This is a genomic window from Bordetella bronchialis (assembly GCF_001676705.1).
GTDB classification, from domain to species: Bacteria; Pseudomonadota; Gammaproteobacteria; order Burkholderiales; family Burkholderiaceae_B; genus Bordetella_C; species Bordetella_C bronchialis.
In genome coordinates this window covers 5532062-5555425 of record NZ_CP016170.1, presented here as the reverse complement: position 1 = coordinate 5555425, position 23364 = coordinate 5532062, and the positions used below count along the sequence as shown (strand labels likewise).

19 protein-coding genes are annotated in these 23364 nt (G+C 68.5%); 12 read left to right on the top strand and 7 right to left on the bottom strand.

The genetic code is table 11. From position 1 onward, the window contains the following. Nucleotides 1-5 precede the first annotated feature (5 nt). The 6 genes from BAU06_RS24380 to BAU06_RS24355 all read left to right on the top strand — a co-directional run bounded on the left by BAU06_RS24380 (nucleotide 6) and on the right by BAU06_RS24355 (nucleotide 9118). The gene (locus tag BAU06_RS24380; protein ID WP_066356777.1) at nucleotides 6-1895 is read left to right on the top strand and encodes a TRAP transporter large permease; all 1890 of its coding nucleotides are present in this window, start codon (nucleotides 6-8) and stop codon (nucleotides 1893-1895) included. A 14-nt stretch (nucleotides 1896-1909) separates the two neighbouring features. After that, nucleotides 1910-2449 (top strand): VOC family protein, encoded by a 540-nt coding sequence (locus tag BAU06_RS24375; RefSeq protein WP_066356773.1) that lies wholly within the window; start codon nucleotides 1910-1912, stop codon nucleotides 2447-2449. A 7-nt stretch (nucleotides 2450-2456) separates the two neighbouring features. Next, nucleotides 2457-3722: a ribulose-bisphosphate carboxylase large subunit family protein gene (locus BAU06_RS24370; protein ID WP_066356768.1), complete on the top strand. Its 1266-nt coding sequence runs from the start codon at nucleotides 2457-2459 to the stop codon at nucleotides 3720-3722. A gap of 57 nt (nucleotides 3723-3779) precedes the next feature. After that, complete coding sequence (locus tag BAU06_RS24365; protein WP_066359713.1) at nucleotides 3780-5159, top strand: four-carbon acid sugar kinase family protein; 1380 nt, start codon at nucleotides 3780-3782, stop codon at nucleotides 5157-5159. Between the two features lie 417 nt (nucleotides 5160-5576). Next, nucleotides 5577-7121, top strand: a complete 1545-nt coding sequence (locus BAU06_RS24360; RefSeq protein WP_156770325.1) for a S8 family serine peptidase — start codon at nucleotides 5577-5579, stop codon at nucleotides 7119-7121. A gap of 248 nt (nucleotides 7122-7369) precedes the next feature. Next, complete coding sequence (locus tag BAU06_RS24355; protein ID WP_066356760.1) at nucleotides 7370-9118, top strand: S8 family serine peptidase; 1749 nt, start codon at nucleotides 7370-7372, stop codon at nucleotides 9116-9118. A gap of 17 nt (nucleotides 9119-9135) precedes the next feature. Here BAU06_RS24355 and BAU06_RS24350 read toward each other — a convergent pair whose 3' ends face one another. Next, complete coding sequence (locus tag BAU06_RS24350; RefSeq protein ID WP_066356758.1) at nucleotides 9136-10380, bottom strand: aminotransferase-like domain-containing protein; 1245 nt, start codon at nucleotides 10378-10380, stop codon at nucleotides 9136-9138. Nucleotides 10381-10497: 117 nt separating this feature from the next. On the opposite strand from BAU06_RS24350, the gene BAU06_RS24345 reads away from it, so the two are divergent. Both BAU06_RS24345 and BAU06_RS24340 read left to right on the top strand, forming a co-directional pair. Further along, nucleotides 10498-11220, top strand: a complete 723-nt coding sequence (locus BAU06_RS24345) for a YggS family pyridoxal phosphate-dependent enzyme (RefSeq protein ID WP_066356756.1) — start codon at nucleotides 10498-10500, stop codon at nucleotides 11218-11220. Nucleotides 11221-11372: 152 nt separating this feature from the next. Next, nucleotides 11373-12344 carry a Bug family tripartite tricarboxylate transporter substrate binding protein gene (locus BAU06_RS24340; RefSeq protein ID WP_066356749.1) on the top strand — a complete coding sequence of 324 codons (972 nt, stop codon included), beginning with the start codon at nucleotides 11373-11375 and terminating at the stop codon, nucleotides 12342-12344. A 19-nt stretch (nucleotides 12345-12363) separates the two neighbouring features. On the opposite strand, the gene fabI is transcribed toward BAU06_RS24340, so the two are convergent. From fabI to BAU06_RS24320, 4 genes are read right to left on the bottom strand one after another with little or no spacing between them, the layout of a single operon-like run. Then, on the bottom strand, nucleotides 12364-13146 hold the full coding sequence (fabI, locus tag BAU06_RS24335; protein ID WP_066356743.1) for an enoyl-ACP reductase FabI: 783 nt from the start codon (nucleotides 13144-13146) through the stop codon (nucleotides 12364-12366). Then, nucleotides 13143-14372 carry an acetate/propionate family kinase gene (locus tag BAU06_RS24330; protein WP_066356741.1) on the bottom strand — a complete coding sequence of 410 codons (1230 nt, stop codon included), beginning with the start codon at nucleotides 14370-14372 and terminating at the stop codon, nucleotides 13143-13145. The genes fabI and BAU06_RS24330 overlap by 4 nt, the downstream gene beginning before the upstream one ends. Before the next feature lie 3 nt (nucleotides 14373-14375). Then, nucleotides 14376-15314 carry a phosphate acetyltransferase gene (locus BAU06_RS24325; protein WP_066356739.1) on the bottom strand — a complete coding sequence of 313 codons (939 nt, stop codon included), beginning with the start codon at nucleotides 15312-15314 and terminating at the stop codon, nucleotides 14376-14378. A 28-nt stretch (nucleotides 15315-15342) separates the two neighbouring features. After that, on the bottom strand, nucleotides 15343-17793 hold the full coding sequence (locus BAU06_RS24320) for a DUF3141 domain-containing protein (protein ID WP_066356736.1): 2451 nt from the start codon (nucleotides 17791-17793) through the stop codon (nucleotides 15343-15345). A gap of 304 nt (nucleotides 17794-18097) precedes the next feature. Between BAU06_RS24320 and BAU06_RS24315 the strand changes: the two genes are divergently transcribed. Further along, nucleotides 18098-18352, top strand: coding sequence for an RNA-binding protein (locus tag BAU06_RS24315; protein ID WP_066356727.1), 255 nt, complete (start codon nucleotides 18098-18100; stop codon nucleotides 18350-18352). Nucleotides 18353-18394: 42 nt separating this feature from the next. Here BAU06_RS24315 and BAU06_RS24310 read toward each other — a convergent pair whose 3' ends face one another. Together BAU06_RS24310 and BAU06_RS24305 are read right to left on the bottom strand one after the other, a co-directional pair. After that, nucleotides 18395-18940 (bottom strand): copper chaperone PCu(A)C, encoded by a 546-nt coding sequence (locus BAU06_RS24310; RefSeq protein ID WP_066356716.1) that lies wholly within the window; start codon nucleotides 18938-18940, stop codon nucleotides 18395-18397. A 100-nt stretch (nucleotides 18941-19040) separates the two neighbouring features. After that, on the bottom strand, nucleotides 19041-19955 hold the full coding sequence (locus BAU06_RS24305) for a LysR family transcriptional regulator ArgP (protein ID WP_066356709.1): 915 nt from the start codon (nucleotides 19953-19955) through the stop codon (nucleotides 19041-19043). A 77-nt stretch (nucleotides 19956-20032) separates the two neighbouring features. Here BAU06_RS24305 and BAU06_RS24300 point away from each other — a divergent pair, with 77 nt between their 5' ends. The 3 genes from BAU06_RS24300 to BAU06_RS24290 all read left to right on the top strand — a co-directional run bounded on the left by BAU06_RS24300 (nucleotide 20033) and on the right by BAU06_RS24290 (nucleotide 23364). After that, entirely contained in the window at nucleotides 20033-20665 is a 633-nt protein-coding gene (locus tag BAU06_RS24300; protein ID WP_066356705.1) for a LysE/ArgO family amino acid transporter, read from the top strand. A 560-nt stretch (nucleotides 20666-21225) separates the two neighbouring features. Then, a complete protein-coding gene (locus BAU06_RS24295; protein ID WP_066356701.1) occupies nucleotides 21226-22464 on the top strand; it encodes an ABC transporter substrate-binding protein in 1239 nt (412 codons plus the stop codon). A 27-nt stretch (nucleotides 22465-22491) separates the two neighbouring features. Continuing rightward, nucleotides 22492-23364 (top strand): branched-chain amino acid ABC transporter permease, encoded by an 873-nt coding sequence (locus BAU06_RS24290; RefSeq protein ID WP_066356697.1) that lies wholly within the window; start codon nucleotides 22492-22494, stop codon nucleotides 23362-23364.

Below are 23364 nucleotides of genomic sequence, written 5' to 3'. Positions count from 1 at the left end.
CCACTATGCATACACAGGCTGGTTACTACCCGAAAGACGCGCGGGCGACCGCGGCGTCCGGCGGCGCGGCCGCGCGTTTCCTGGACGGGCTGGAGCGCGCGCTGGGACTGGCCGTCGAAATTCCCGCCGCGCTGCTGGTGCTGGCGGAAATCGTCGTCCTGCTGGCCGGCGTGATCGCGCGCTATGTATTCCATGCACCGCTGGTATGGGGCGACGAGCTGGCGTCCATCCTGTTCCTCTGGCTGTCCATGCTGGGCGCGGCGGTGGCGCTGCGGCGCGGCGAACACATGCGCATGACGGCGCTGGTATCGCGTGCTTCGCCCGCCCGGCGCGCCTGGCTGGACGTGGTCGCCATCGCGGCATCGCTGTGCTTCATGCTGATGGTGCTGCCGCACGCCTGGGAATACGCCAGCGAGGAGGCCATCGTCACCACGCCCGCGCTGGAAATCTCCAATGCCTGGCGCGCCGCGGCCCTGCCGTCCGGCTTCATCCTGATGACGGTGTTCGCCCTGCTGCGCCTGGCCCGCGCGGGCTCCTGGCGCCATGTGGCCGGCGCGCTGGCCGCCGTCGCCGTCGTGGCGGGGTTGTTCATGCTGGCCCAGCCGCTGCTGGCGCCGCTGGGCAAGGGTAATCTGCTGGTCTTCTTCGTCGGCCTGGTGGCGGTCAATGTGTTCCTGGGCGTGCCCATCGCATTTTCCTTCGCCCTGGCCACCTTCGGCTATCTGGCGCTGACCACGCACACGCCGCTGATGGTCATGGTGGGCCGCATGGACGAAGGCATGTCGCACCTGATTCTGCTGGCGGTGCCCATGTTCATCCTGCTGGGCCTGCTGATAGAAATGACCGGCATGGCGCGCGCCATGATCGGCTTCCTGGCCAGCCTGCTGGGCCACGTGCGCGGCGGCTTGTCCTATGTGCTGATCGGCGCGATGTACCTGGTGTCCGGCATCTCCGGGTCCAAGGTGGCGGACATGGCCGCCGTCGCGCCGGCCCTGTTTCCGGAAATGAAGCAGCGCGGCGCGCGGCCGGGCAACCTGGCGGCGCTGCTGTCCTGCACCGGCGCGCAAACGGAAACCATACCGCCCAGCATCGTGCTGATCACCATCGGCTCCGTCACGGGGGTCTCCATCGCGGCGCTGTTCACTGGCGGCATGCTGCCCGGCGTAGCGCTGGGCCTGGCGCTGGCGGTCATTGTCTGGCGGCGCAGCCGGGCGGAGAACCTGTCCGGCGTGCGCCGCGTGCCGGCCCGCGAAATCGCCCGGCTGTTCTGCGTGGCGGTGCCGGCGCTGCTGCTGCCCTTCCTGATCCGCGCCGCGGTGGTGGAAGGCGTGGCCACCGCCACAGAGGTCTCCACCATCGGCATCGCCTACTCCGTGCTGGCCGGCCTGCTGCTGTACCGGCGTTTCGACTGGCGGCGCATACCGGGCATGCTGCTGGACACGGCGGCCCTGTCCGGCGCCATCATTTTCATCGTGGGCGCCGCCACGGCGATGGCGTGGGGCCTGACGCAATCCGGTTTCTCGCAGGACCTGGCGGAATTCATGCGCCGCATGCCCGGCGGCCCGGCCGGATTCCTGCTGGTCTCCATCGTCGCCTTCGTCATCCTGGGCAGCGTGCTGGAAGGCATTCCCGCCATCGTGCTGTTCGGCCCCTTGCTGTTTCCCATCGCCCGCGCCGTCGGCGTCAACGAAGTGCACTACGCCATGGTGGTCATCCTTTCCATGGGCCTGGGCCTGTTCGCACCGCCCTTCGGCGTGGGCTACTACGGCGCCTGCGCCATCGGCAAGGTCAGTCCGGACGAGGCCATGCCCTATATGTGGGGCTACCTGGCGGCGCTGGCGGTGGGCGTATTGGTGGTGGCATTCGTTCCGTGGATCTCCACGGGCTTTCTCTGATCGAGGTGTAGACCATGAGTCGTTTGTTCGGCGAGGTCCGGCAGGCAGGGTATGTCGTGCGCGACATCCATAAGGAAATGCGGCATTGGAGCGAGACACTGGGCATCGGCCCGTGGTTCTATGCCGACCGCGTGCCGGTCAGGAATTTCATGTATCGCGGCCAGCCCTCGCCCATCGAGGTGTCCGTGGCGCTGGCCAATTCCGGCCCGCTGCAGATCGAGCTGATCCAGCAGCGCAACGACGCGCCGTCCATGTACAAGGCCTTCCTGGATGCCGGCCATACCGGCCTGCAGCACCTGGCCTACTGGACGGAGAACTTCGACGAAGACGTGCGCCGCCTGGCGGAACAGGGCCTTAAGGTCGGCATGAGCGGCGAGGTCGGGGAACGCGGCCGCTACGTTTACTACGAAACCGAAACCCATCCCGGCACGGTGATCGAACTCTCCGAAATCGCGGGCCCCAAGGGCAAGCTGTTCCGCCTGATACGCGAGGCATCGCTAGGCTGGGATGGCCGCGATCCCGTGCGTCCTTTCCCCGATCTTTCCACGCTGTAGACCCGCCATGACGGACACCCAGCGGCGCGACTTCCGCGCCACGTATTTCATCGAGACTCCCTTCCCGCTGGAGCAGGCCGCCGAGGTCCTGGCCGGCGAACAGTCCAGCGGCACCTTCGTGCGGGTGGCCGGCGAAACCGACGACCTGCGCCGGCGATCGCGCGCCATCGTGCGATCGATCCGCCAGACCGGCGTGTCGGCTGTGCCCAGCCTGCCCAATGCCTTCCTGGAACGGCGCGGCGTGCCGGGCCCCTACCGGCAGGCCGTGATCACGGTGTCCTTTCCGGTCGACAATGTCGGCGCCAACCTGCCCACCCTGGCGGCCACGGTGGGCGGCAATATCTACGACCTGGGCGAAATGACCGGCGTCAAGCTCCTGTCGCTGGACCTGCCGCCCGAGTACGTCAGGCTGTTCGACGCGCCGCGCCACGGCGTGGCCGGCACGCGCGCCCTGGCCGGCCGCCGCGATGGCCCCATCCTGGGCACCATCATCAAGCCCAACGTCGGCATGACGCCGGAGCAGACCGCCGGCGTGGTGGCCGGCCTGTGCGACGCCGGCGTGGACTTCATCAAGGACGACGAATGCATGGCGAATCCGCCGCATTCGCCGCTGGCCCGGCGGGTCGAGGCCGTCATGCGCGTCATCAACGACCATGCGCAGCGTACCGGCCGCAAAGTCATGTACGCCTTCAATATTTCCGACGACCTGGACGCCATGCGCGGCCACGCCGCGCGGGTGGAAGCGGCCGGCGGCACCTGTGTCATGGCCAGCCTGAACTGGTGCGGCTTCAGCGCCATCCAGGCCCTGCGGCGCAGCACGCCCCTGGCCATACACGGCCACCGCAACGGCATGGCGGCCATGTCGCGCCATCCCGGGCTGGGCATCGCCTTTCCGGCCTACCAGGCGCTGTGGCGCCTGGCGGGCGTGGACCAGCTGCACGTCAACGGGCTGGGCGGCAAGTTCTACGAAAGCGACGAAAGCGTCATCGAATCCGCGCGGGCCTGCCTGGCGCCGCTGGCGGGCGACGATGCGGTGATGCCGGTGTTTTCCTCGGGGCAATGGGCCGGGACCGTGCCGTCCACCTTCGCGGGCCTGGGCACGGACGACCTGATTTTCCTGTCCGGGGGCGGTATCCTCGGGCACCCCGACGGCGCCGCCGCCGGGGTGCAGAGCATACGCGACGCCTGGGACGCCGCGCGGGCCGGCGTGCCGCTGCCGGACTTCGCGCGCGACCGGCCCGCGCTGGCGCATGCCCTGGCTTTCTATGGTTGATCGGCGGTCCGGAGACGCGGCCGGGCCGCGATGCGCGAAGGGGCGGCGCGTATGTCCATGAACACCACTACGCAAGCGGTGCCCTATGCCGGCACGCCGGCGCCGCGGCCGCGCCTGGCCTACTACGGCGACGACTTCACCGGTTCCACCGACACCCTGGCCACCGTGGTGTCGGCCGGCTGGCGCGCGGCGTTGTTCCTGGATGTTCCGACCGACGAAGACATGGCCTGCTTCGGCCCGCTCGATTGCGTCGGCGTGGCCGGGACGGCACGCGCCATGTCGCCGGCGGAAATGGACCGGGCGCTGCCGCGCGTTTTTCGCGGGCTGGCGGCAACGGGCGCGGATGTCCTGCACTACAAGACCTGCTCGACCTTCGACAGCGCGCCGCACATCGGCAGCATCGGCCACGCCGTCGCGCTGGCCTGGCGCGCGCTCGGGCAGCGGCCCGCCTATATCGTGGGCGGGCAGCCCAACCTGGGCCGCTACTGCGCCTTCGGCCACCTGTATGCGCGGGCGGGCCAGGGCGGTGCGGTGTACCGCCTGGACCGCCACCCCACCATGAGCCGGCATCCGGTCACGCCCATGGACGAGGCCGATCTGCGCGTGCACCTGGCGCGCCAGGGGCTGGCGGACATCGCCCTGTTCGACACGGCGATGCTGGAAGAAGACGAGCCTGCGCGCGTGGCGCGGCTGGATGCGATGATCCGCGCCGGCGTCCCGGCCGTGCTGTTCGACGTGATGCGACCGGCGGACCTGGCTCGCATCGGCGCATTGCTGCGGGACCGGCGCGATCCGGTGCACGGGCCGCTGCTGGCCGTGGGACCCACCGGCGCGGTGCAGGCCTTGCTGGCGGCGGACGGCGCGGGGGCTTCGGCGCCTGCCAGGGTGCCGCCATCCGCGATGCCGGCGCCGCCGCGCCGCGTCGCGCAGACGTTCATCATCGCCGGCAGCCGATCGCCCATTACGGCGGCCCAGATCGCCGCCGCCGAACACGCGGGATTCCTTTCCATGCCCCTGGACGCCGCCGCCATGGCGGAGGGCGGCCCGTCCACCATCCATGCGGTGGCGGGGCGCATCGCCCAGGCACTGGGGCAGGGCCGCAGCGTGGTCGCGCATAGCACGCTGGGCGACGACAGCGGCACCTCGCGCCCGGGCTTCACGCGGGCACTGGCCCAGGCCTGCGGCGGCTTGATGGCCGAGGTGCTCCGCCTTCATCCCCTGGCGCGCGCCGGGTTCGCGGGCGGCGATACTTCCAGCGTGGCGGTGCAGTCCTGGGGCGCACGCGCGCTGACCTTCGCCTATGCGCCCAGTCCCGGGGTGGCGGTGTGCCGCGTCCATGCGCCGGGGCATAGCGCCGATGGGCTGGAGCTGATGCTGAAGGGCGGCCAGATGGGCCCCACGACGCTGTTCCAGGACCTGCTGGCCGGACAGGATTGAGGACGGCCCGGGACGCTGGGCCCGCGGTGCTTCTTCTCTCCCTCCTTCCTCGTTCTCTCTCGTCCCTCGGGCATCGTCCGCGCGCTGGCACCGTAGGAAAACCCTGAAATCCACGGTCGGCCGCGCGCACGCGCGGGATGCTGGCCGGACAAGGCGCACTACACGGCTTTCGTTTCTTGCCGGTGTCGCCTCATGAGCCATTGCGTCGCTGCCTTGTCCCGCCACGATGTTTCCGCGCCGGTCGCGGTCGCCGCGGCCGATCCTGCCATCGCCGTCCCGCCGCCCGCGGCGCGGGACACAACGCAGGCCTTCGAGAACGTGCCCGGCAGGCCCTTGCCGGAACCGCCATCGCCACCCGCGCCGCGGCCGGGGCAGGATTCCGCGCCCGCTTCTCCACCGGCGCCAGGACCGGACTCCTTGCCCCGTCCTGCACCCCCGGCGGCGCAGGGCCAGGACCCCTTGTACCGGTACCAATGGCATCTGCGAAACACCGGCCGGCATCCGCTGGCCAAGGGCAAGCTTGTGCCTGGCGTGGACCTGAACATCGACGATCTGCACCGCATCGGCGTGACCGGGAAAGGCGTGGTGGTGCGCATCATCGAGAACGGTCCCGTCGATGCCTCGCACCCGGATCTGCAGGGGAGTATCGTGGGCGCGGCATCGTATCCACGCGGCGGCACGGCGCATGCCACGGCGATGGCCGGCATCATCGCGGCCCGCGGCTGGAACGGCGAAGGCGGCCGCGGCGTCGCGCCGGACGCCATGATCGTGGACCGCTACACGCCAGCGACCGCCGGCGTTGCGCGCGCTCGGGTCCTGAACCAGAGCGTGGGCGAGGAACCGCTCTCCCTGGACCCCTACAGCACGGCCGGGGTGCCGCACGATTTCAGCGGCGCGGCCTCGTTCACGCTCGCGGTGGTGGCGGCCGGCAACAGCTTCAGCGGCGATGACGACGACCCCCGGCTGACCAAGGCGCGCTGCCGGCAGGCCACCCGCGGGACCGGCCTCGCCTGCTATTCGGCCAATCTGTTGCCGGAAAGCGCGCGTCTGAACGCGATGCTGGTCGGCGCGGTGAATGCGATGGGCGTCAAGTCTTCCTATTCCAACACCGGTTCATCGCTGTGGGTGTCGGGCCCGGGCGGGGAAGTGGGCCCCGCCTCGCCCGCCCTGGTCGCTCCCGTGCCGCACGATTGCGCGGCGAACAAGATCGACCTTGCCCAGGCACTGCCGGCGGATGCACCGGCGTCCAATGCGACCTGCCACTACACCGCCGCCGCCAACGGTACATCGTCGGCCGCGGCGACCGTTACCGGCGTGGTTGCCTTGATGCTGCAGGTCAACCCGGGCCTGACCTGGCGCGACATCAAATACGTGCTGGCCATCACGGCGCGCAAAGTCGACCCCGGCCGCGCGACGATCGCCTGGGACGATGGCGGCAAGCGCGTCGTGCTGGAGGACGGCTGGGTGACGAACGCGGCGCGACGCTCCTTCAGCAACTGGTACGGCTTCGGCCTGGTGGATGCCAAGCGCGCCGTGGATGCCGCCCGCGCATTCCGCGGGCTGCCGCCGGCCGTCGATACCGGCTGGCTGGCCTATCGCGGGCAGCCGGTGCCCATTCCTTTTCGCGACGAAGCCGCTGGCCATGCCGGCATAGGCGTGGCGCGGGACATCGAGGTCGAAGCCGTGCGGATACGCCTGCGTACGACGCATCCCAAGCCGGAAAACCTGCGCGTGGCGCTGACATCTCCATCGGGTACGCGCAGCATCCTGCTTGCCGCGCCGAGCCGCATAGAAAGCACGGAACCCGGTTTCTCGGCGGACGTCATGGTCTCCAACGCCTTCCTGGACGAAAGCGCCAGGGGGCAATGGAAGTTGCAGGTGATGGACGTCGTGGATCCGCCGTCCGGCCGGCACACGCTGACTGCATGGGAGCTGTCCATCTTTGGCCATGCGCCGGCTTAGGCGATCGTCGCGCATCCCGGCGACGTATCGCCTTCACGTATCGCCTGCGTATATCCCTGCTCTGTCTGTCGGTCCGATATCGACGGCCGATATCCTGGCCGATGGGATGCTTGCGGTGGATCCTGTACCAACGCGGCTTTTGGCAGGTGGCTCCGATGCAAGCATCCCTACATTCGTCTCCTCATCCTGGCGGCCCATTGCTGGACCGGCCCGTGGGCACTACGCCCGGAAATGCACAGGGATCGGCGATGTCCACGGCTTCCGCCATTGAACGGGCGGCGCGCGAACTCGAAAACGTCCCGCACGCGAAGCCGGTCGACGCGGCCCCCATGCCCGCGCGGCGGCGGTCCGCCGTGCGTCGGACGGACGACGATCCCATCGCGTTCTTCAACAAGATCCGCGATCCGCTATATCGTTATCAATGGCATTTGAAGAATCGCGGCCAGTACGCGGTCGCCCGTGACCGGCCCACGCCCGGGGTGGACCTGCATATCGGCGACCTGCACCGCAACGGGATTACCGGGAAGGGCGTCGTTGTCGGGGTTCGCGAGCTGCCCGGCAAACTGATCGATGCGGCGCATGAAGACCTGGCCGACAACATGGTCCTGCCCGCGCACCCGGGCCTGCACGGGGACGGGGCGAAGGCCGGCGCCCACGCGACCCGAACGGCCGGGATCATCGCCGCCCGTCGCAACGGGCTGGGCGGCATCGGTGTCGCTCCGGACGCCAAAATCCTGGATCTTGGCCGGCCGGAAGCCCGGAACCAGCCGCGTCCCCCGGTGGTCAATGAAAGCCTGGGACGGAACCGCAACGCGTTCGAACCCTATCGCAAGGGCAAGGTGTTCCGCGATGGCCGCCAGGATGCGCAGTTGGTCGTGAAGGCGGCGGGCAACGAGTTTATCGGCGACGCCCGGAAGAAAGCCGCCGAGCTGGGAAAGTACCCGGACATCGATACGGGCGCCCAGGTGGGCCGGCTTTCCGCCAACCTGGATACCAAGGGCTCGCGCTGGAATGTCCTGAACGTCGGCGCGGTGAACGCGCAGGGGATAAAGGCTTCGTATTCCCGCGCCGGCTCCTCGATTTGGGTGTCCGGCCTGGGCGGCGAATCCGGGCTGGAGGAGGGCGGGTTCATCTCATGGGCAGACGAGAAAACTCCCCGCGAGGCGCTCTACGCGCCGGCGCTCATCACGACCGACGTGACGGATTGCAGCGCCGGCAAGTACTCCAACAACCCCGGCCCGGATACCTACTTCAATGCGCTGGAGACGGGAGGCAAGTCCGTGCTGGATCCGAACTGCCGCTATATGGCTCGCTTCAACGGCACATCGGCCGCCGCGCCGACCGTCAGCGGCGTGGCGGCGCTGATGCTGCAAGCCAACCCGGCCTTGACCTGGCGCGACATCAAATACCTGCTTGCCGTCACCGCGCGCAAGGTCGACGCGGATCGGGCGCCCATACGGTGGAACGGGATCACGCTGGACGACGGCTGGGTCGCCAATGCTGCCAGGCGCTCCTTCAGCAACTGGTACGGGTTCGGGCTGGTGGACGCAAAGCGCGCCGTGACGGCGGCACGGGGCTTCCGCGGGCTTCCACCGCCCGTCGATTCCGGCTGGCACCGTTCCATTGACCGGCCTGTGGCGATTCCCTACCGCGATGAAAATGCAGGTTATGCGCCGCTGCGTTTCGCTCGCGACATGCGCGTGGAGTCGGTGCAGATCCGTCTGCGTACCTCGCATCGCCAGCCGCACAATCTGCGTATCGCCCTGATCTCCCCGTCCGGGACCCGCAGCATCGTCATGCCCGCCTTGACCGAGATCGAGCCATGGGAAGGCAAGGACGGCGGGCAGCGGCCTTTCTCCATCAACCGCGTTGCGACCAATGCCTTCCTGGACGAAAACGCCAAGGGCGTGTGGAAGCTGCAGGTCCTCGATGTGCTGGACCCTAGCGCCGATGCAGGCAAGCTGCTGTCGTGGGAGATCCGCGTGCTCGGACACTGACGGCCGCCGCGAGCCGGTCAGGCCGGCAAAGTCACGGCCGTCGGCCTGCCTTCCGCGCATGCCTGCAGGGCTTGTCGCAAGCGCACGATGCCGGTACGGATCTGGGCCTCGTTCATCGTGGCGAAGGACAGCCGCATGGCCTGCATGTCGGCCTGGGCCGGATCGATATAAAAAGCCTTGCCGGGCACATAGACGACCTCGTGCTCGATGGCATGGGGCAGCAGCCGCGTGCTGTCGATATCGCCGTTCAGCCGCGCCCAGCAGAACATGCCGCCGCGCGGCTTGCGGAAACTGACGCGGTCGCCCATTTCCTCGGTCAGCGCGCGGGCCAGCGCGTCCGCGCGGGCGGCATAGGCGGCGCGTATGCGCGGCACGTGTTCGTGGTAGCGCCCGTCCTCGATGTACTGCGCCACGATCTCCTGGATCCAGGCCGACGACGCCATATCGTCGGCCGCCTTGGCGCTGACGCAGCGCCGGCGGATTTCCGCGGGCGCGATCAGCCAGCCGATGCGCAGCGCGGGCGCCATGGTCTTGGACATGCTGGCGATGTAGGCCACCCAGGCGCGTTGCTCGCCTTCGGCCAGCGCCAGCAGGGGTGGCAGGGCCTCGCCCTCGAAGCGCAGTTCGCCGTAAGGGTCGTCTTCCACCAGCAGGAAGCGGTGGCGCGCGGCCAGTTCCACCAGGCGACGGCGCCGCGCCAGGCTCAGGGTCGCGCCGCAGGGGTTGGAGAAGGTCGCCACCACGCTGACCAGCTTGGGCTTGAGCCGCTCCGCCAGTGCCGCCAGGGCTTCCACGTCCACGCCGTCGGGTCCGGAGGGCACCGTGTGCAGCGTGGCGCCGGTGTAGTGCAGGGCCTGGCGCGAATTGGGAAAACAGGGGCTCTCGATGATGGCCACATCGCCCGGCTGCAGCATGACGCGCCCCAGCAGCGCCAGCGACTGCTGCGACCCGCCCGTGACGGCCAGCTCGGTATCCGGATCGCAGTGCACGCCGCGCTCGGCGGACAGCCGCGCCAGCTGGGCCCGCAGCGCGGCCTGGCCGTCGATGTTGGAATACTGCAGGCAGTCCGCCAGCCGCTTGCCGACCTTGGCGGCGGCGGCGGTCAGGCCCTCGATGTCGAAAAGCTCGGTGGCCGGATAGCCGCCCGACATGCTGATGGTGCCCGGCCGGTTGGCGTAGGGAGCAAGCGAACGGATGGGAGAAACGGCGGGAATCTGGAAGGGTGCCGCGAAGGTATAGCCGGGCACGGGCTGGGAGGACATAGTAGGCGCCTGATGCAGGGACGATAGGCCGCGAAGAGGGCGGGGCCGGAACGCGCCGAAAATTCTAAACTACCCGTTTAACGAACATCAAAACCGGTTTGGCCGGACAATGCCGCCATGTCAGCCCCCGATTCCTTCGCCACCCGCCTCGCCGTCCTGCAAACCCGCCTCGCCGCGGCCTGCCTGCGGGCGGGCCGGGACCCGGCGGAAGTCGCCCTTTTGCCCGTCAGCAAGACCTTCGGCGCCGACCGCATCCGCGAAGCCGCGGCGCTGGGCCTGCGCCGCTTCGGCGAAAGCAAGATGCAGGAAGTCCGCGACAAGGCGGCCGTACTGGCGGACTGCCCCGTTGAATGGGTGGTCATCGGCCATTTGCAGACCAACAAGGCCAAGGATGCCGCCCGCCTGGCGTCGGAGGTCCAGTCCCTGGACCGGCTGGACCTGGCGCAGGCGCTGGACCGGCGCCTGCAGCAGGAAGGCCGCACGCTGGACGTGCTGGTGCAGGTCAAGACCTCCGATGAACCCGGCAAGTACGGCCTGGACCCGGCCGCGCTGCCGGCGTTCGTGCGCACCGTGGCGCGCGACTATCCCAGCCTGCGGGTGCGCGGCCTGATGACGCTGGCCGTCAATTCCGACGACACGGAAGCCGTGCGGGCATGCTTTCGCGCGCTGCGCGGCATGCGCGACCGCCTGCGGGACGAGGCGATCGAAGGGGTGGACATGCGCCGCCTGTCCATGGGCATGAGCGGCGATTTCGAGCTGGCCATCCAGGAAGGCTCGACCGAGGTGCGCATCGGCAGCGCGCTGTTCGGTGCCCGGGACTACGGCGCGCCGGACGGCTGAGATCTCCCGCCGGGCGAGCCAGGGGGTGGCCCGCGCCGTGCCGGCCGATCGCATCCAGGCGCCGCCCGCATCGGTGGCGTCCCCGCCTGCCTTGTCGGCATAATAGGCGCCAACCCGCGCGCTTCGACGCGGACGCCACGGAGACATCCCCCATGCACGCAATCCTCAGGCGCACGGCCATGATGGCCGCGCTGGGCGCCGCCGCCATCGCCGCTGCCCACGCGCAGACCTGGCCGTCGCAACCGATACGCTGGATCGTGCCCTATCCCGCCGGCGGCGGTTCCGACGTGGTGGCGCGCACCGTCGCCAGTTCGCTGGAAAAATCGCTGGGACAGACCATCGTCGTGGAAAACCGCCCCGGCGCCGCCACCATCATCGGCGCCACGGCCATCGCCCAGGCGGCCCCCAACGGCGATATGGTGGGCACGGCCGATTCCGGCACGCTGGCCTACAACCCCTCTCTGTACGCCAAGCTTTCCTACGATCCCGAAAAATTCACCTACATCGGCGGCCTGGCCAAACTGCCCTTGCTGCTGGCGGTGAACACGAATTCCCCGTACAAGACCGTCGCCGACGTGCTGGCCGCCGCCCGCGCCACGCCCGGCAAGCTGACCGTCGCGTCGGCCGGCTCGGGATCGCCGCATCACCTGGCGCTGGAGCTTTTCAAGCAGCGCGCCGGCGTCGATATGCTGCACGTCCCCTACAAGGGCGCGGCGCCGGCCATCCAGGACCTGCTGGGCGGGCAGGTGGACATGATGTTCATCGACCTGGCCGCCGGACTGCCCAATGTCAAGGCCGGCAAGCTGCGTGTGCTGGCGGCCGCCACCCCGCAGCGCTTGCCGGTGCTGCCCGACGTGCCCACCATGGCGGAGCAGGGCGTGGCGGACTTCACCGCCTACGCCTGGCAAGGCGTGGTGGGTCCGGCCGGCCTGCCCGACGCGGTGGTGAAGAAATTCAGCGCCGACCTGCAGACAACCCTGGCCCGGCCCGAGGTCGCCGGCAAGCTGCAGGACATGGGCGTGATCCCCATGCCCATGCCGCCCGCGGAATTCAAGGCCTACGCCGAGCAGGAGCGCGCCATGTGGGCCACCGTCATCAAGAAGGCCAATATCCGGCTCGAATAGGGGTGACGCGGCGCCCGCGCTACGCCATGATGTGCACGCCTCCGTCCACATAGACCGTTTCGCCGGTAAGCCGTCGGGCGTAGGGGGTGGCCAGGAAGGCGCAGGTATAGCCCACGTCCATGATGTCCACCAGTTCCCCCAGCGGCGCGCGCCGCTGGGCTTCGTTCAGCATGACATCGAAGTCCTTCAGGCCGGAGGCCGCCCGCGTCTTCAAGGGCCCCGGCGACACGGGATGCACTCGGATACCCTTGGGGCCCAGCTCGTAGGCCAGATAGCGCGCGCAGGCCTCCAGCGCCGCCTTGACCGGCCCCATGACGTTGTAGTTGGGCACGACCCGGTTGGCGCCGTAGTAGCTCATGGTGAACATCGTCCCGCCGTTCTCCATCAAGGGCGCCGCCAGGCGCGCCATCCGGATGAAGGAGTGGCAGGAAATGTCCATGGCCTGGGCGAAACCGTCGGCCGAGCAGGCCAGCAGCCCGCCTTGCAGGTCGGCCTTGGGCGCCCAGGCCGCCGAATGCACCAGCACGTCCAGGCGGCCCCATTCCTGGTGCACGCGGTCGAACAAGTCCTGCAGCTGCCGTGGCTGCGTGAAGTCCAGCGGCATGAAAATGTGCGCCTGCATCGCGCGGGCCAGCGGCTCCACGTGGGGCCTGGCCTTCTCGCCGGCGTAGGTAATGGCGAGCTCGGCGCCCAGCTCGTGGAAGGCCTTGGCGCAGCCATAGGCGATGGAATGTTCGTTGGCGATGCCGCACACCAGCGCCTTGGCGTCCTTCAGCACGGGGCGGAAAGCTTGTTCGGTCATGATGGCGCTCCTGCGATGTCCGGGCCGGCCCATTCGATTGCCTGCTCGCCGCAGGCTACCCGCAAGGTATGGCGCGCGATCATCGATTCCTCATTGGTGGGAATCACCCACACGGAGACCGGGCTGGACGACGCGCTGATGCGCGGGCCGTGCGCCGCATTCGCCGCATCGTCCAGCGTCACGCCCAGCCAGGCGGCCTCGCGGCAGACACGCTCGCGTATGGCGGGCGCGTGCTCGCCGATGCCGGCGGTAAAAACCAGGGTGTCGATGCCCTGCGCCGCCGCGGTCAGGGATCCGAGCTCCCTGCCGATGCGATACACATAGAGCGCGATCGCGAACTTCGCGCGCGGGTCGTCGCTGGCCAGCAGGGCCCGCATGTCGCTGGATATGCCGGATACGCCCAGCAAGCCGGAGCGCTTGTAGATCAGGTCTTCGATGGCACGCGGGTCCATGTGCAGCTCGTCCATCAGGTAGAGGATGACGCCGGGATCCAGATTGCCGCAACGCGTTCCCATGGGTAGCCCGTCCACCGCCGTGAAGCCCATGGTGCTGGCAACGCTGCGGCGGTTCACCATGGCGCACATGCTGCTGCCGTTGCCCAGGTGCGCGACGACGGTGCGCCCCCACGCGCCGCGTGCGTCGTATTGTTCCAGCGCGCCTGCGATGTATTCGTAGGACAAGCCATGGAAGCCGTAGCGGCGCACGCCGCGCCGTGTGATCGAGGACGGTAGCGCGAAGGCCTGGGCGACCTCGGGCTGGGCGCGGTGAAACGCCGTGTCGAAGCAGGCCACCTGGGGCAGATCCGGGCGTAGCCGGGAGATCGCCTCGATGGGTTTCAGGTTATGGGGCTGGTGCAACGGCGCCAGCGGGGTCAACTTGTCCAGGGCCGCGACGATCGCCGGCGTTACCTGCACCGCGTCCGTGAACCGCTCGCCGCCATGGACGACGCGATGGCCGACCGCCACGAGCCGGTGGCTGCCCTTGTGTTCGCGCAGGAAATCCACCAGCCAGGCGACGGCGCCGTCGTGCCCGATCGGGGCGTCCGTGCCCCATTCCCTGGTGGCGACCGGTTCGCCGTCGGCCGACTGCGCACTGAAGCGGGGGGATACGTACAGGCCCGCGATCTGTCCCCCCAGCAGCACCGGCAGGGTAGGGGCGGCGGCGTCGAAGGCGCAGAACTTCAGGCTGGACGAGCCGGCATTGAGCACGAGTATGACGTCGGCCATGGCTCAGCCCTCGACCTTGGCGCTTTCGCGGCGCGCCTGGGCGACCAGTACGGCCACCGCGCAGGAGGCAAGCCGCGTCATCACTTTATCGGCCCGGCTGGTCAGTATGACCGGTACGCGCGCGCCCAGGACGATACCGGCGGCGTCGGCGCCCGCCAGGAAGGAAAGGCTCTTGGCCAGCATGTTGCCGGCCTCCAGGTCGGGCGCCATGAGCACGTTGGCGCGCCCCGCCACGGCCGACTGGATTTTCTTGATGCGGGCCGCCTCCGGATCTATGGCGTTGTCCAGGGCGAGGGGGCCGTCGACCAGGGCGCCGGTGATCTGTCCGCGATCCACCATTTTGCACAGCGCCGCTGCCTCGACGGTGGAAGGTACCTTGGCGCTGACGGTTTCCATCGCGGAGAGCACCGCCACGCGGACTTCGCGTATCCGCAGCGCATGCGCGAAGTCGATGGCGTTTTGCAGGATATCGGCTTTTTCTTCCAGCGTCGGCGCGATGTTGACGGCCGCGTCGGTGATGATCAGGGCATCTTCGCGGCCCGGCACGTCCATCACGAAGCAGTGGCTGATGCGCCGCGCCGTGCGCAGGCCGGCGTCCCGGCTGACCACGGCGGCCATCAGTTCGTCGGTGTGCAGGCTGCCTTTCATCAAGGCTTCGGCCCTGCCTTCCTTGACCAGCGCCACCGCGGCGGCGGCGGCCGCCGCGCTGTGCGGTGCGTCGACGATCTCCACGCCGGAGATGTCTATCGCGTGCGTTTCCGCGATCTGCCGCAGGCGCTCGCGCGGCCCGACCAGGATGGGCGCGATCAGCCCCATCCTGGCGGCCTGCATCGCGCCCTCCAGCGACGACTCGTCGCAGGGGTGCGCCACGGCCGTGGGCGTGGGCGGGATGGTCTTGCAGTAGTCGATCAGGCGCTGGTACTTCTCGTGTTCGGCTTGCATATCGCCTCCACGGCGCGCGGCACGCGCCTTATCTGGGCCCGAGCGCGGCCTGGCGGGAGCGCGGCTTTGCCGCGCGGCCCGCTGCCGCCTTCCTTCCTGCCGGCCTGCGGTGCTCCGTTTTGTTGTCCAAGGTACGGCCATTGGCCGCCTTGCCATTTGCCGCCTTGCCGTTGGCGGCCTTGACGTTGGACAGCGCTTGGCGGATCCGTCCCAGCATCGCCCGCTGCTCCTCGCTGGATACCAGCCCGCGTACCCGCTCGTCGGCGGACAGTTTTGCGACCAGCGCCAGGAAGCGTTCCCGGTCGGTGGCGTCGCGCAACAGTTGCGGCAGCGTCTGGATGGCCCGTTCGGTCTCGTACCGCACGGCTATCTCCTGCTCGCCGCGGATGCGGCGCCAGTCGTGCAGGCTGATGCGCGGCAGGTATTCGGCGTATTCGGTGGCCAGCTCGTGGCGCAATTCCAGGCGCGACAAGGGCAGGGGCTGGTCCTGCCGCCTGAGCAAGGCGGATACACGCGCCAGCGCTTCCACGTAGCCGCCTTCCGCGATCGCGTCCAGGACGGCGCGCACGAAAGGCAGGCTGCGGGGATCCGGCTGGATTTTCTCCTTCAGGGCGCCATCCTTGCCTTCGGCCAGGTAGCGGGAATAGACATTGCCGTACACGGTGAAGAACGCCGCCTCGGTCAGGGCGTCGCGCGTATCCCGGAAATAGTCGAGGGCGGCGCTGACCAGCGATGCGCCGGCATGCTCGGCCCGCCGCAGGGGATGGTCGTCCGCCACGGTCTGGCGGTTGGTCCTGGCAACCTGCGCCGCCGGGCCCAGCCACGCCAGCCAGGGATTCAGGTCCGAGATCGCCCAGTTCTGTACCCGCAGCGGATGCAGTTCGCGCATGCGGCGGGCCGTGTACGCGTTGGACATGGCCTGTACCCAGGGCTGGGCGAACAGGGAATAGCCGTGCTGCAGGTAGTCCGACACCAGCGCGACCGCCTCGAAGGCTTTCTCGTCCACGCGCTGGAAGCGGTTCAGGCGCGCCGCGACGTCCTCCAGGCGGTACTCCTGGAACTCGACCTCGTACCGCGCGTCGCCGTTCTTGTCGCGGCCTTCGTCGATCGTCATGCCATACAGGCCCGGCGGCAGCGACTCGATGGTCTCCAGCACGGAGACGATCTGCGCGTGCTCTTTCTTCGCCACCTTGCCGGAGACGAATATTCCCAGGTGCCCGACGCTTTCGTGCAGCAGCCCCACGATGACCTGGCCGCGGGATTTGACTTCCTCCGTGCTGCCGTACACATCGACCACCCAATTGAACGCCTGCTGCGGCGGCGTGATGTTGTCGCCCATGGAGGCGAACAGCACGATGGGCGTCTTGATGGCGCGCAGGTCCAGCCGCTGGCTGTCCTGCGCCCCCACGTTGCCGCTCCAGAGCTTGTTGCCGACGAAAAGATTGCGGGTGATCCACTCGATTTCTTCGCGGTTCATCAGGTAGAAGCCGCCCCACCAGCGCTCGAACTCCAGGAAGCGGGGCGGCTCCGTGTCCACTTTGTCGTAGACGTGGTAGTACTTGTCCCACAGGCTATTGGCGGGATTCAGGTACTCGAAGTTCTGCACCAGCCAGGCGCCATCGAACTTGCCGTCGCCCAGATCGGCCAGCAGGGAAGCGGTCCAGGTCCCGCCCAGTATGCCGCCGGCATAGCGCATCGGGTTGTTGCCTTCGCCCTCGGTCCAGGCGCCGCCCCAGTAGGACATTGGCGCACCGTTGATGACGATGGGCCCGGTCTCGTCCGGTCCCGAGGCCGCCAGCATCATCGCCGCCCAGCCACCCTGGCAATTGCCCACAACGGCCGGCTTGGGCGCGTCGGGATGGAGTTCACGTACCTTCTTGACGAACAGGCGTTCGGCATCGCAGACGTCGAACAGTGTCTGGCCCGGCTCCGGGTCGCGATAGAAGACGACGAAGTACACCGGATGCCCCGCGCGCAGCGCCACGCCCACCTGGGAATCGTCCTTGAACCCCCCGATGCCCGGCCCGTGCCCGGCGCGGGGGTCGATGATGACGTAGGGACGCCGGTTGTCGTGGACGACCACGCCCGCCGGCGGCGCGATGCGCAGCAGGGCGTAGTTCACCGGACGATCGAAGGTCCGCCCGTCCGCCACGGTTTCGTAATCGAAATGCAGGACCGGCTTCAATCCCTGCGAGGCGTTCTCGACGAAGTTGTTGCCCCGCTGCCGCATGGCGTCCCAGAACAGAACGGACCGCTGCATCGCGTCGACCGCATAGCCGTACCAGTTCAGCGGATTGAGCGCCGCGGCGATGCCGGCGGCGTCCGGGCCGGCGCCATCGGCGCCATTGCCTGCGCTCGTGGCGACCTCCCGTGCCCGCGCGGTGTACTGTTCATTGGCCGCCTGCAGCCGCTTCTGCAGGATCAAGGCGACCTTGACGCCGATCTCGTGGCTGCGGGCGAACTGGTTTCCTGCGTCCATGGCCAGAACTCCTGTGCGGTTCGGCCCGGCCGCGTCGTGTCCGCGCAAAGCGCTGAGAGACAAGGGCGGGAAGGCGTCGGGTATACGTAATGGATGTTAGAGAGGCGGTTCTCGCGCCGCAAGACGCCGCCCCCGCGCGCCCCCGGGATTAAATAAAAACGGCCTATTGAAAGGGATGATGGGCCGGCGCCGGCCAGGCCCGTTTGGCGCCCCGCCTGTTCAAAACGGCGAGACGCGCCAACAATACCCGCGTGGCCGGGCCGCGTCCGGCGCGCCCGCCGCGAATGCCAGGGAGGTACCCGCCATGGCTGCTCTGCTGATCAACCATGTACAGGACACGACGTCGGACGAGGACGTGCGCAAATTCCTGATGAAGTACGGTTTCCCGTCGTACGACCGCATCCAGCGCGTCGCCGGGGACGGCTCGCGCCCGGCGGTCCTGCTTACCTTCGACGACTGCAGCGCGGCGGCCTTGCGCACTCTGCTGCCGCGGATCCACCAGATATTCTGGAACAACCACACGATTACCGCGCTGGTGCTGAGCGAGCCGCGCGAATGAAGCCTGGGGAGCGTGGCGCGCGGCTTCCCGGTTATTGCTTTTCTACTTCGATTGGCCATGCATCGTGTGCCCGCCCATGCCGCCCGTATTGCCCATGGCGCCATGGTCCATGTGGCCGCTCATGGCCGGCGCCTTGTAGGTCAGCGGCTTGACCTTGAACTTGATTTCCACCTCGCCCGCCTGGCGGAAGGTCAGGGTGGCGGGAATCTCCATGCCTTCCTTGAAGGGCGCTTTCAGCTTTTCGAACATGACGTGATAGCCGCCGGGGGTGAACTTCACTTCGCCCTTGGCGGGGACGGTGACGCCGCCCTCGACTTCCCGCATCGTCGACACGCCGTTGCTGGTGACCGTCTGGTGGATGCTGACGTTCGCCGCGGCGTCGGAGCGGATGCCGATCAGCTGGTCCGGCGCGTTGCCGTCGTTCTCGATTTCCATATAGCCGCCGCCCGCGCTCTGGCCGGGCGCCGTGGCACGTACCCACGCGTCGTCGATCTCGATGTCGCGGATCTTGTAGTCGTGCGCCAGCGCGGCGCCATGGAAGGCCATGGCGGCGACGGCGGCGGCAAGGCTCAGGCGTGAAAACGGCATAGGGGGTCTCCAGGAAACGTTGGGGGCCGGCAGGCCCCGTGCGCCTAGTTTACCGAGCCGCGCGGGGCCGCCGTTCCACGCCTGGCGGCCGCCCGCCGGCCTACCGGCGTTCGGCCCGCTGCACGCGCAGGCCCGCGCCGCGGGCGGCCGCCAGGACCGCTTCCGTGAGCGCGGACATGGCGTCGGACGCCACCCGCCAATGCTGCCAGTACAGCGGCGTGTCCTCGAAGGCCCGGGCCCGCAGCAGCACCAGCCGCCCGGCGTCCAGGTCGGCCTGGACCAGCTGCAGCGGATTCATGGTCCACCCCAGGCCGGCCAGCGAGGCCCGCACGAAAGCGCGTGTCGAGGGCAGCCACCACACCGGCGGCTGCCACGGCGCGCCGCGCAGAATGCGGCGCGCGAAGCGGCCCTGCAATGCGTCCTTGCGGTTGTAGACCAGTACGGGGGCCTGGCCCAGCGAGCGCGCATCCACGCCATGGGCGAAATAGCGGCGATGGAAATCCGGGCTGCAGGTCGCGGCGTAGCGCATGCTGCCCAGCGCATGCAAGCGGCAGCCCTGCACCGGTTCGGCCAGCGTGGTGACCGCGCCCATCACGGCGCCGCCACGCAGCAGTTCGGCGGTGTGGTCCTGGTCCTCCGCGCGCAGGTCCAGCGTTGCGTTGGTGCGCGCGGCGAAGTCCACGGCGGCATCCATGAACCAGGTTTCCAGGCTGTCGTGATTGACCGCGATCGGCAGGGTGGCATGCGGGGCGTCCTCCGCCACGCCCAGGCGATTTAGCGCGTCGTGCTCCAGCAGCGCCGCCTGTTCCGCCAATTGCACGAGTACCCGGCCGTCCGGGGTGGCCGCGGCCGGTGTGGTGCGCTGTACCAGCAGGCGTCCCACGCGGTCCTCCAGCGCCTTGATCCGTTGGGATACGGCCGAGGGCGTGACGTGCAGGGCGGCCGCGGCGCGCTCGAAGCTGCCTTCCCGCACGACGGCGGCCAGCGCGCGCAGCTGGGCATGGTCGAGATTCATTGGATTAGCCACGCTAAATATGGGTTAGCAACATTAGCTGTTCTTTACGTGGCCGGCAAGCCAGAATACCCGCCATCATGAATGCCGCTTTTGCCTTGTCCTCTGTTCTGCTGCCCTGGGCCTCGGGCCTGGGCACCGGCCTGGGCCTGTTCGCCGCGGTGGGCGCGCAAAGCGCGTTCATCCTGCGCCAGGGCCTGCAGCGTGCGCACGTCGGCAGCGTGATCGCCGTATGCGCCGCCGCCGACGCCGTCTGCATCGTGGCCAGCGTGCTGGCGTGGCGCACGCTGTCGGCGCGTGCGGCCTGGATCGTGCCCGCCATGGCCTGGGCCGGCGCCGTCTTCCTGGCGGTCTATGCCCTGCGTGCCGCCCGCCGCGCGTGGTCGCCCGGCGGTGCGCTCGCGCCGGCGGGGCAGGCCATGGCAAGCCGCGGCGCCGCCATGCTGGCGGCGCTGGGCTTCACCGTGCTCAATCCGCACTTCTGGCTGGACATCGTCCTGGTGGGCTCGCTCGCGCAGGCCTTCGACCGCAACGCCGCGGCCTATGCGGCCGGCGCCATCACCGCCAGCGTGCTGTGGCTGCTGGTACTGGGCGGCGGCGCGCGGCTGCTGCGGCCCGTGTTCCGCGATCCGCGCGCATGGCGGGTCCTGGACGGCGGCATCGCCCTGGTCATGGCCTTGCTGGCCTGCCGGCTGCTGGCGCGGGTGCTCTAGGTCGCATCGCGCGATGCGGACGGCGCTCATCGCCGCAACGATGCGATGGCGAGACATGCCCGCGATCCGGCTGTCCTTGTCGACATTTTTTTCTCGCCCCACGACATAAGCCAGCGCGCATTCCATGACGTGTATCGCCTTGCATGCATGGAACTTACGCGAAACTTGCGGCTCGCGGGCAATCCCTAATGCGTGCGGCATTGACGCATGGCGCGCGCTCACTATCATTGGACCCGGAGGGATCGCGCGCCGCACCGGCGCACCGAAAACAATACGCACGGCCCGCAGGGAGCCGCGCGATTACAAGAAGACCAAGGGAGAAGGCATGCTCTCGGGCAGAGCGCGAAACGAGCACACGGGCATCGCGGTCATCGCGATGCCGGCGCCGCATGGCTGCATGGCGTCCTTCATCTCCCATCGCCCCGGTAATTCCTTTCATCGCCTACACGCCTCGCATGCCGGCGGCGGTCGCGCGCGTCCTTGCCGGGAGCATTGTCCCCGCATCTGATCGCCCCGCCGGTATTCCAACGCAGCATCGATATTCGATAACGGAGACAACGATGACGCATCGCCTGAAACTGCTGGTAGGAACCCTTGCTTTCGCATTGGCCGGCGGCGCCCACGCCGCGGACCCCATCAAGATCGGTGTATCGGGCCCGTATACCGGCGGCTCTTCGTCCATGGGCGTCAGCATGCGCGACGGCGTGCGGCTGGCGGCGGAGGAAATCAACAAGAATGGCGGAGTGCTGGGACGGCAGCTGGTGCTGATCGAGCGGGACGACGAAGCCAAGAACGAACGCGGCGTGCAGATCGCCCAGGAGCTGATCAACAAGGAACAGGTCGTCGCCACGGTGGGGTTCATCAATACCGGCGTGGCGCTGGCGTCCCAGCGCTTCTACCAGGATGCCAAGATCCCGGTCTTCAATAACGTCGCCACGGGCAGCGTCATCACGCACCAGTTCAATGCGCCGGAATACCCGGACAACTACGTGTTCCGCAATGCCGCCCACGACAGCATCCAGGCGCCCATGATCGTCGAGGAAGCCGTGGTGCGCGACGGCTACAAGAAGGTGGCCATTCTGGCGGACTCCACCAATTACGGGCAGCTGGGCCGCGAAGACCTGGAGAAGGCGCTGGCCGCCAAGGGCGTCAAGGCCGTCGCGGTGGAGAAGTTCAATATCAAGGATGTCGACATGACGGCGCAGCTGCTGAAATCCAAGCAGGCGGGCGCCGAGGCCATCCTGACCTACGGCATCGGCCCCGAGCTGGCGCAGATCGCCAACGGCATGGCCAAGCTGGGCTGGAAAGTGCCCATGGTAGGCAGCTGGACCTTGTCCATGGCGAACTACATCGACAACGCGGGGGCCAACGGCGCGGGCGCGCGCATGCCGCAAACCTTCATCCAGGAGCCCAACACCCCCAAGCGCAAGGCCTTCATCGATGCCTACCTGGCAAAGTTCAAGCCCAAGAACAACCGCATCGATTCGCCGGTATCGGCGGCGCAGGGCTACGACTCCATCTATCTGCTCGCGGCGGCGATCAAGCAGGCCAACTCGACGGAGGGACCCAAGATCCGGGAGGCCCTGGAAAACCTGCAGTCGCCGGTGGAGGGCGTGGTCATGACCTACGACCATCCCTTCACGCATGACGACCATGACGCCATCACCCCGAACCTGGTGGTGTTCGGCGAGGTCAAGGATGGCCGCGTGGTCTACGCCTATCCCGACGACATCAAGGCTACCGCGCAGCCGCGCAAGAAGGACGCCAGCGCCAAGGTCGCCTCGCTGCCGGCCAAATAAGCCGTCGCCCACGTGGAAGCCCCCCGAATGATTCTTCTGCAACTCGTCTACAGCGGCATCGCGCTGGGCATGATCTACGCCGTGATCGCCTTCGGCTACCAGCTGACCTTCGCCACGTCCGGCACGCTGAACTTCGGGCAGGGCGAAGCGCTGATGCTGGGGGCGCTGGTCGGCCTGTCCCTGGTGGGACTGGGCGTGAACTACTGGGTCATGATTCCCCTGGTATGCCTGTTCGGCTTCGTGCAGGGGGCACTGGTCGAACGGGTGGGGGTGCGGCCCGCCATCAAGACCCGGTCGGAGTTCGGCTGGATCATGGCGACCATCGCGCTGGGCATTATTTTCCGCAACGTCGCGGAAAACGTCTGGGGCCGCGATGACCTGCCGTTCCCGGCGCCGCTGCCGATGTCGCCGATCCAGCTGGCCGGTGCCAACGTGCTGCCCATGGAGCTGCTGGTGGTGATCGGCGCCTTGGCGATGATGTTCGTGGTGGAAGTCTTCAACCGCCGCTCCATCTACGGCAAGGCCTTCGTCGCCACCTCGGCCGACCGCGACGCCGCGGGGCTGATGGGCATCAACACCAACCTGGTCATCACGCTGTCCTATGCCCTGTCGTCCCTGACCGCGGCCTTCGCCGGCGTGCTGATCGCGCCGTTGACCCTGACCGGCGCCACCATGGGGGCGGTGCTGGGGCTGAAGGCCTTCGCCGTCGCGATCATCGGCGGGCTGTCCAGCGGCGCGGGGGTGATCGTCGGCGGCCTGATCCTGGGCATCGCCGAGACCACCACCGGCTTTTACCTGTCCACCGGCTACAAGGACGTTCCGGGACTGGTGCTGCTGTTGCTCGTGCTGGCCGTCAAACCCGCCGGCCTGTTCGGCAAGACCGCGATCCGCAAGGTCTGA

Coding starts and splice junctions, on each gene's coding strand:
- BAU06_RS24365 (WP_066359713.1), top strand. CDS start 3,780: ATGAACACCACTACGCAAGCGGTGCCCTATGCCGGCACGCCGGCGCCG.
- BAU06_RS24375 (WP_066356773.1), top strand. CDS start 1,910: ATGAGTCGTTTGTTCGGCGAGGTCCGGCAGGCAGGGTATGTCGTGCGC.
- BAU06_RS24330 (WP_066356741.1), bottom strand. CDS start 14,372: ATGGCCGACGTCATACTCGTGCTCAATGCCGGCTCGTCCAGCCTGAAG.
- BAU06_RS24300 (WP_066356705.1), top strand. CDS start 20,033: ATGAATGCCGCTTTTGCCTTGTCCTCTGTTCTGCTGCCCTGGGCCTCG.
- BAU06_RS24340 (WP_066356749.1), top strand. CDS start 11,373: ATGCACGCAATCCTCAGGCGCACGGCCATGATGGCCGCGCTGGGCGCC.
- BAU06_RS24315 (WP_066356727.1), top strand. CDS start 18,098: ATGGCTGCTCTGCTGATCAACCATGTACAGGACACGACGTCGGACGAG.
- BAU06_RS24380 (WP_066356777.1), top strand. CDS start 6: ATGCATACACAGGCTGGTTACTACCCGAAAGACGCGCGGGCGACCGCG.
- BAU06_RS24295 (WP_066356701.1), top strand. CDS start 21,226: ATGACGCATCGCCTGAAACTGCTGGTAGGAACCCTTGCTTTCGCATTG.
- BAU06_RS24355 (WP_066356760.1), top strand. CDS start 7,370: ATGTCCACGGCTTCCGCCATTGAACGGGCGGCGCGCGAACTCGAAAAC.
- BAU06_RS24310 (WP_066356716.1), bottom strand. CDS start 18,940: ATGCCGTTTTCACGCCTGAGCCTTGCCGCCGCCGTCGCCGCCATGGCC.
- BAU06_RS24325 (WP_066356739.1), bottom strand. CDS start 15,314: ATGCAAGCCGAACACGAGAAGTACCAGCGCCTGATCGACTACTGCAAG.
- BAU06_RS24350 (WP_066356758.1), bottom strand. CDS start 10,380: ATGTCCTCCCAGCCCGTGCCCGGCTATACCTTCGCGGCACCCTTCCAG.
- BAU06_RS24320 (WP_066356736.1), bottom strand. CDS start 17,793: ATGGACGCAGGAAACCAGTTCGCCCGCAGCCACGAGATCGGCGTCAAG.
- BAU06_RS24345 (WP_066356756.1), top strand. CDS start 10,498: ATGTCAGCCCCCGATTCCTTCGCCACCCGCCTCGCCGTCCTGCAAACC.
- BAU06_RS24370 (WP_066356768.1), top strand. CDS start 2,457: ATGACGGACACCCAGCGGCGCGACTTCCGCGCCACGTATTTCATCGAG.
- fabI (WP_066356743.1), bottom strand. CDS start 13,146: ATGACCGAACAAGCTTTCCGCCCCGTGCTGAAGGACGCCAAGGCGCTG.
- BAU06_RS24305 (WP_066356709.1), bottom strand. CDS start 19,955: ATGAATCTCGACCATGCCCAGCTGCGCGCGCTGGCCGCCGTCGTGCGG.
- BAU06_RS24290 (WP_066356697.1), top strand. CDS start 22,492: ATGATTCTTCTGCAACTCGTCTACAGCGGCATCGCGCTGGGCATGATC.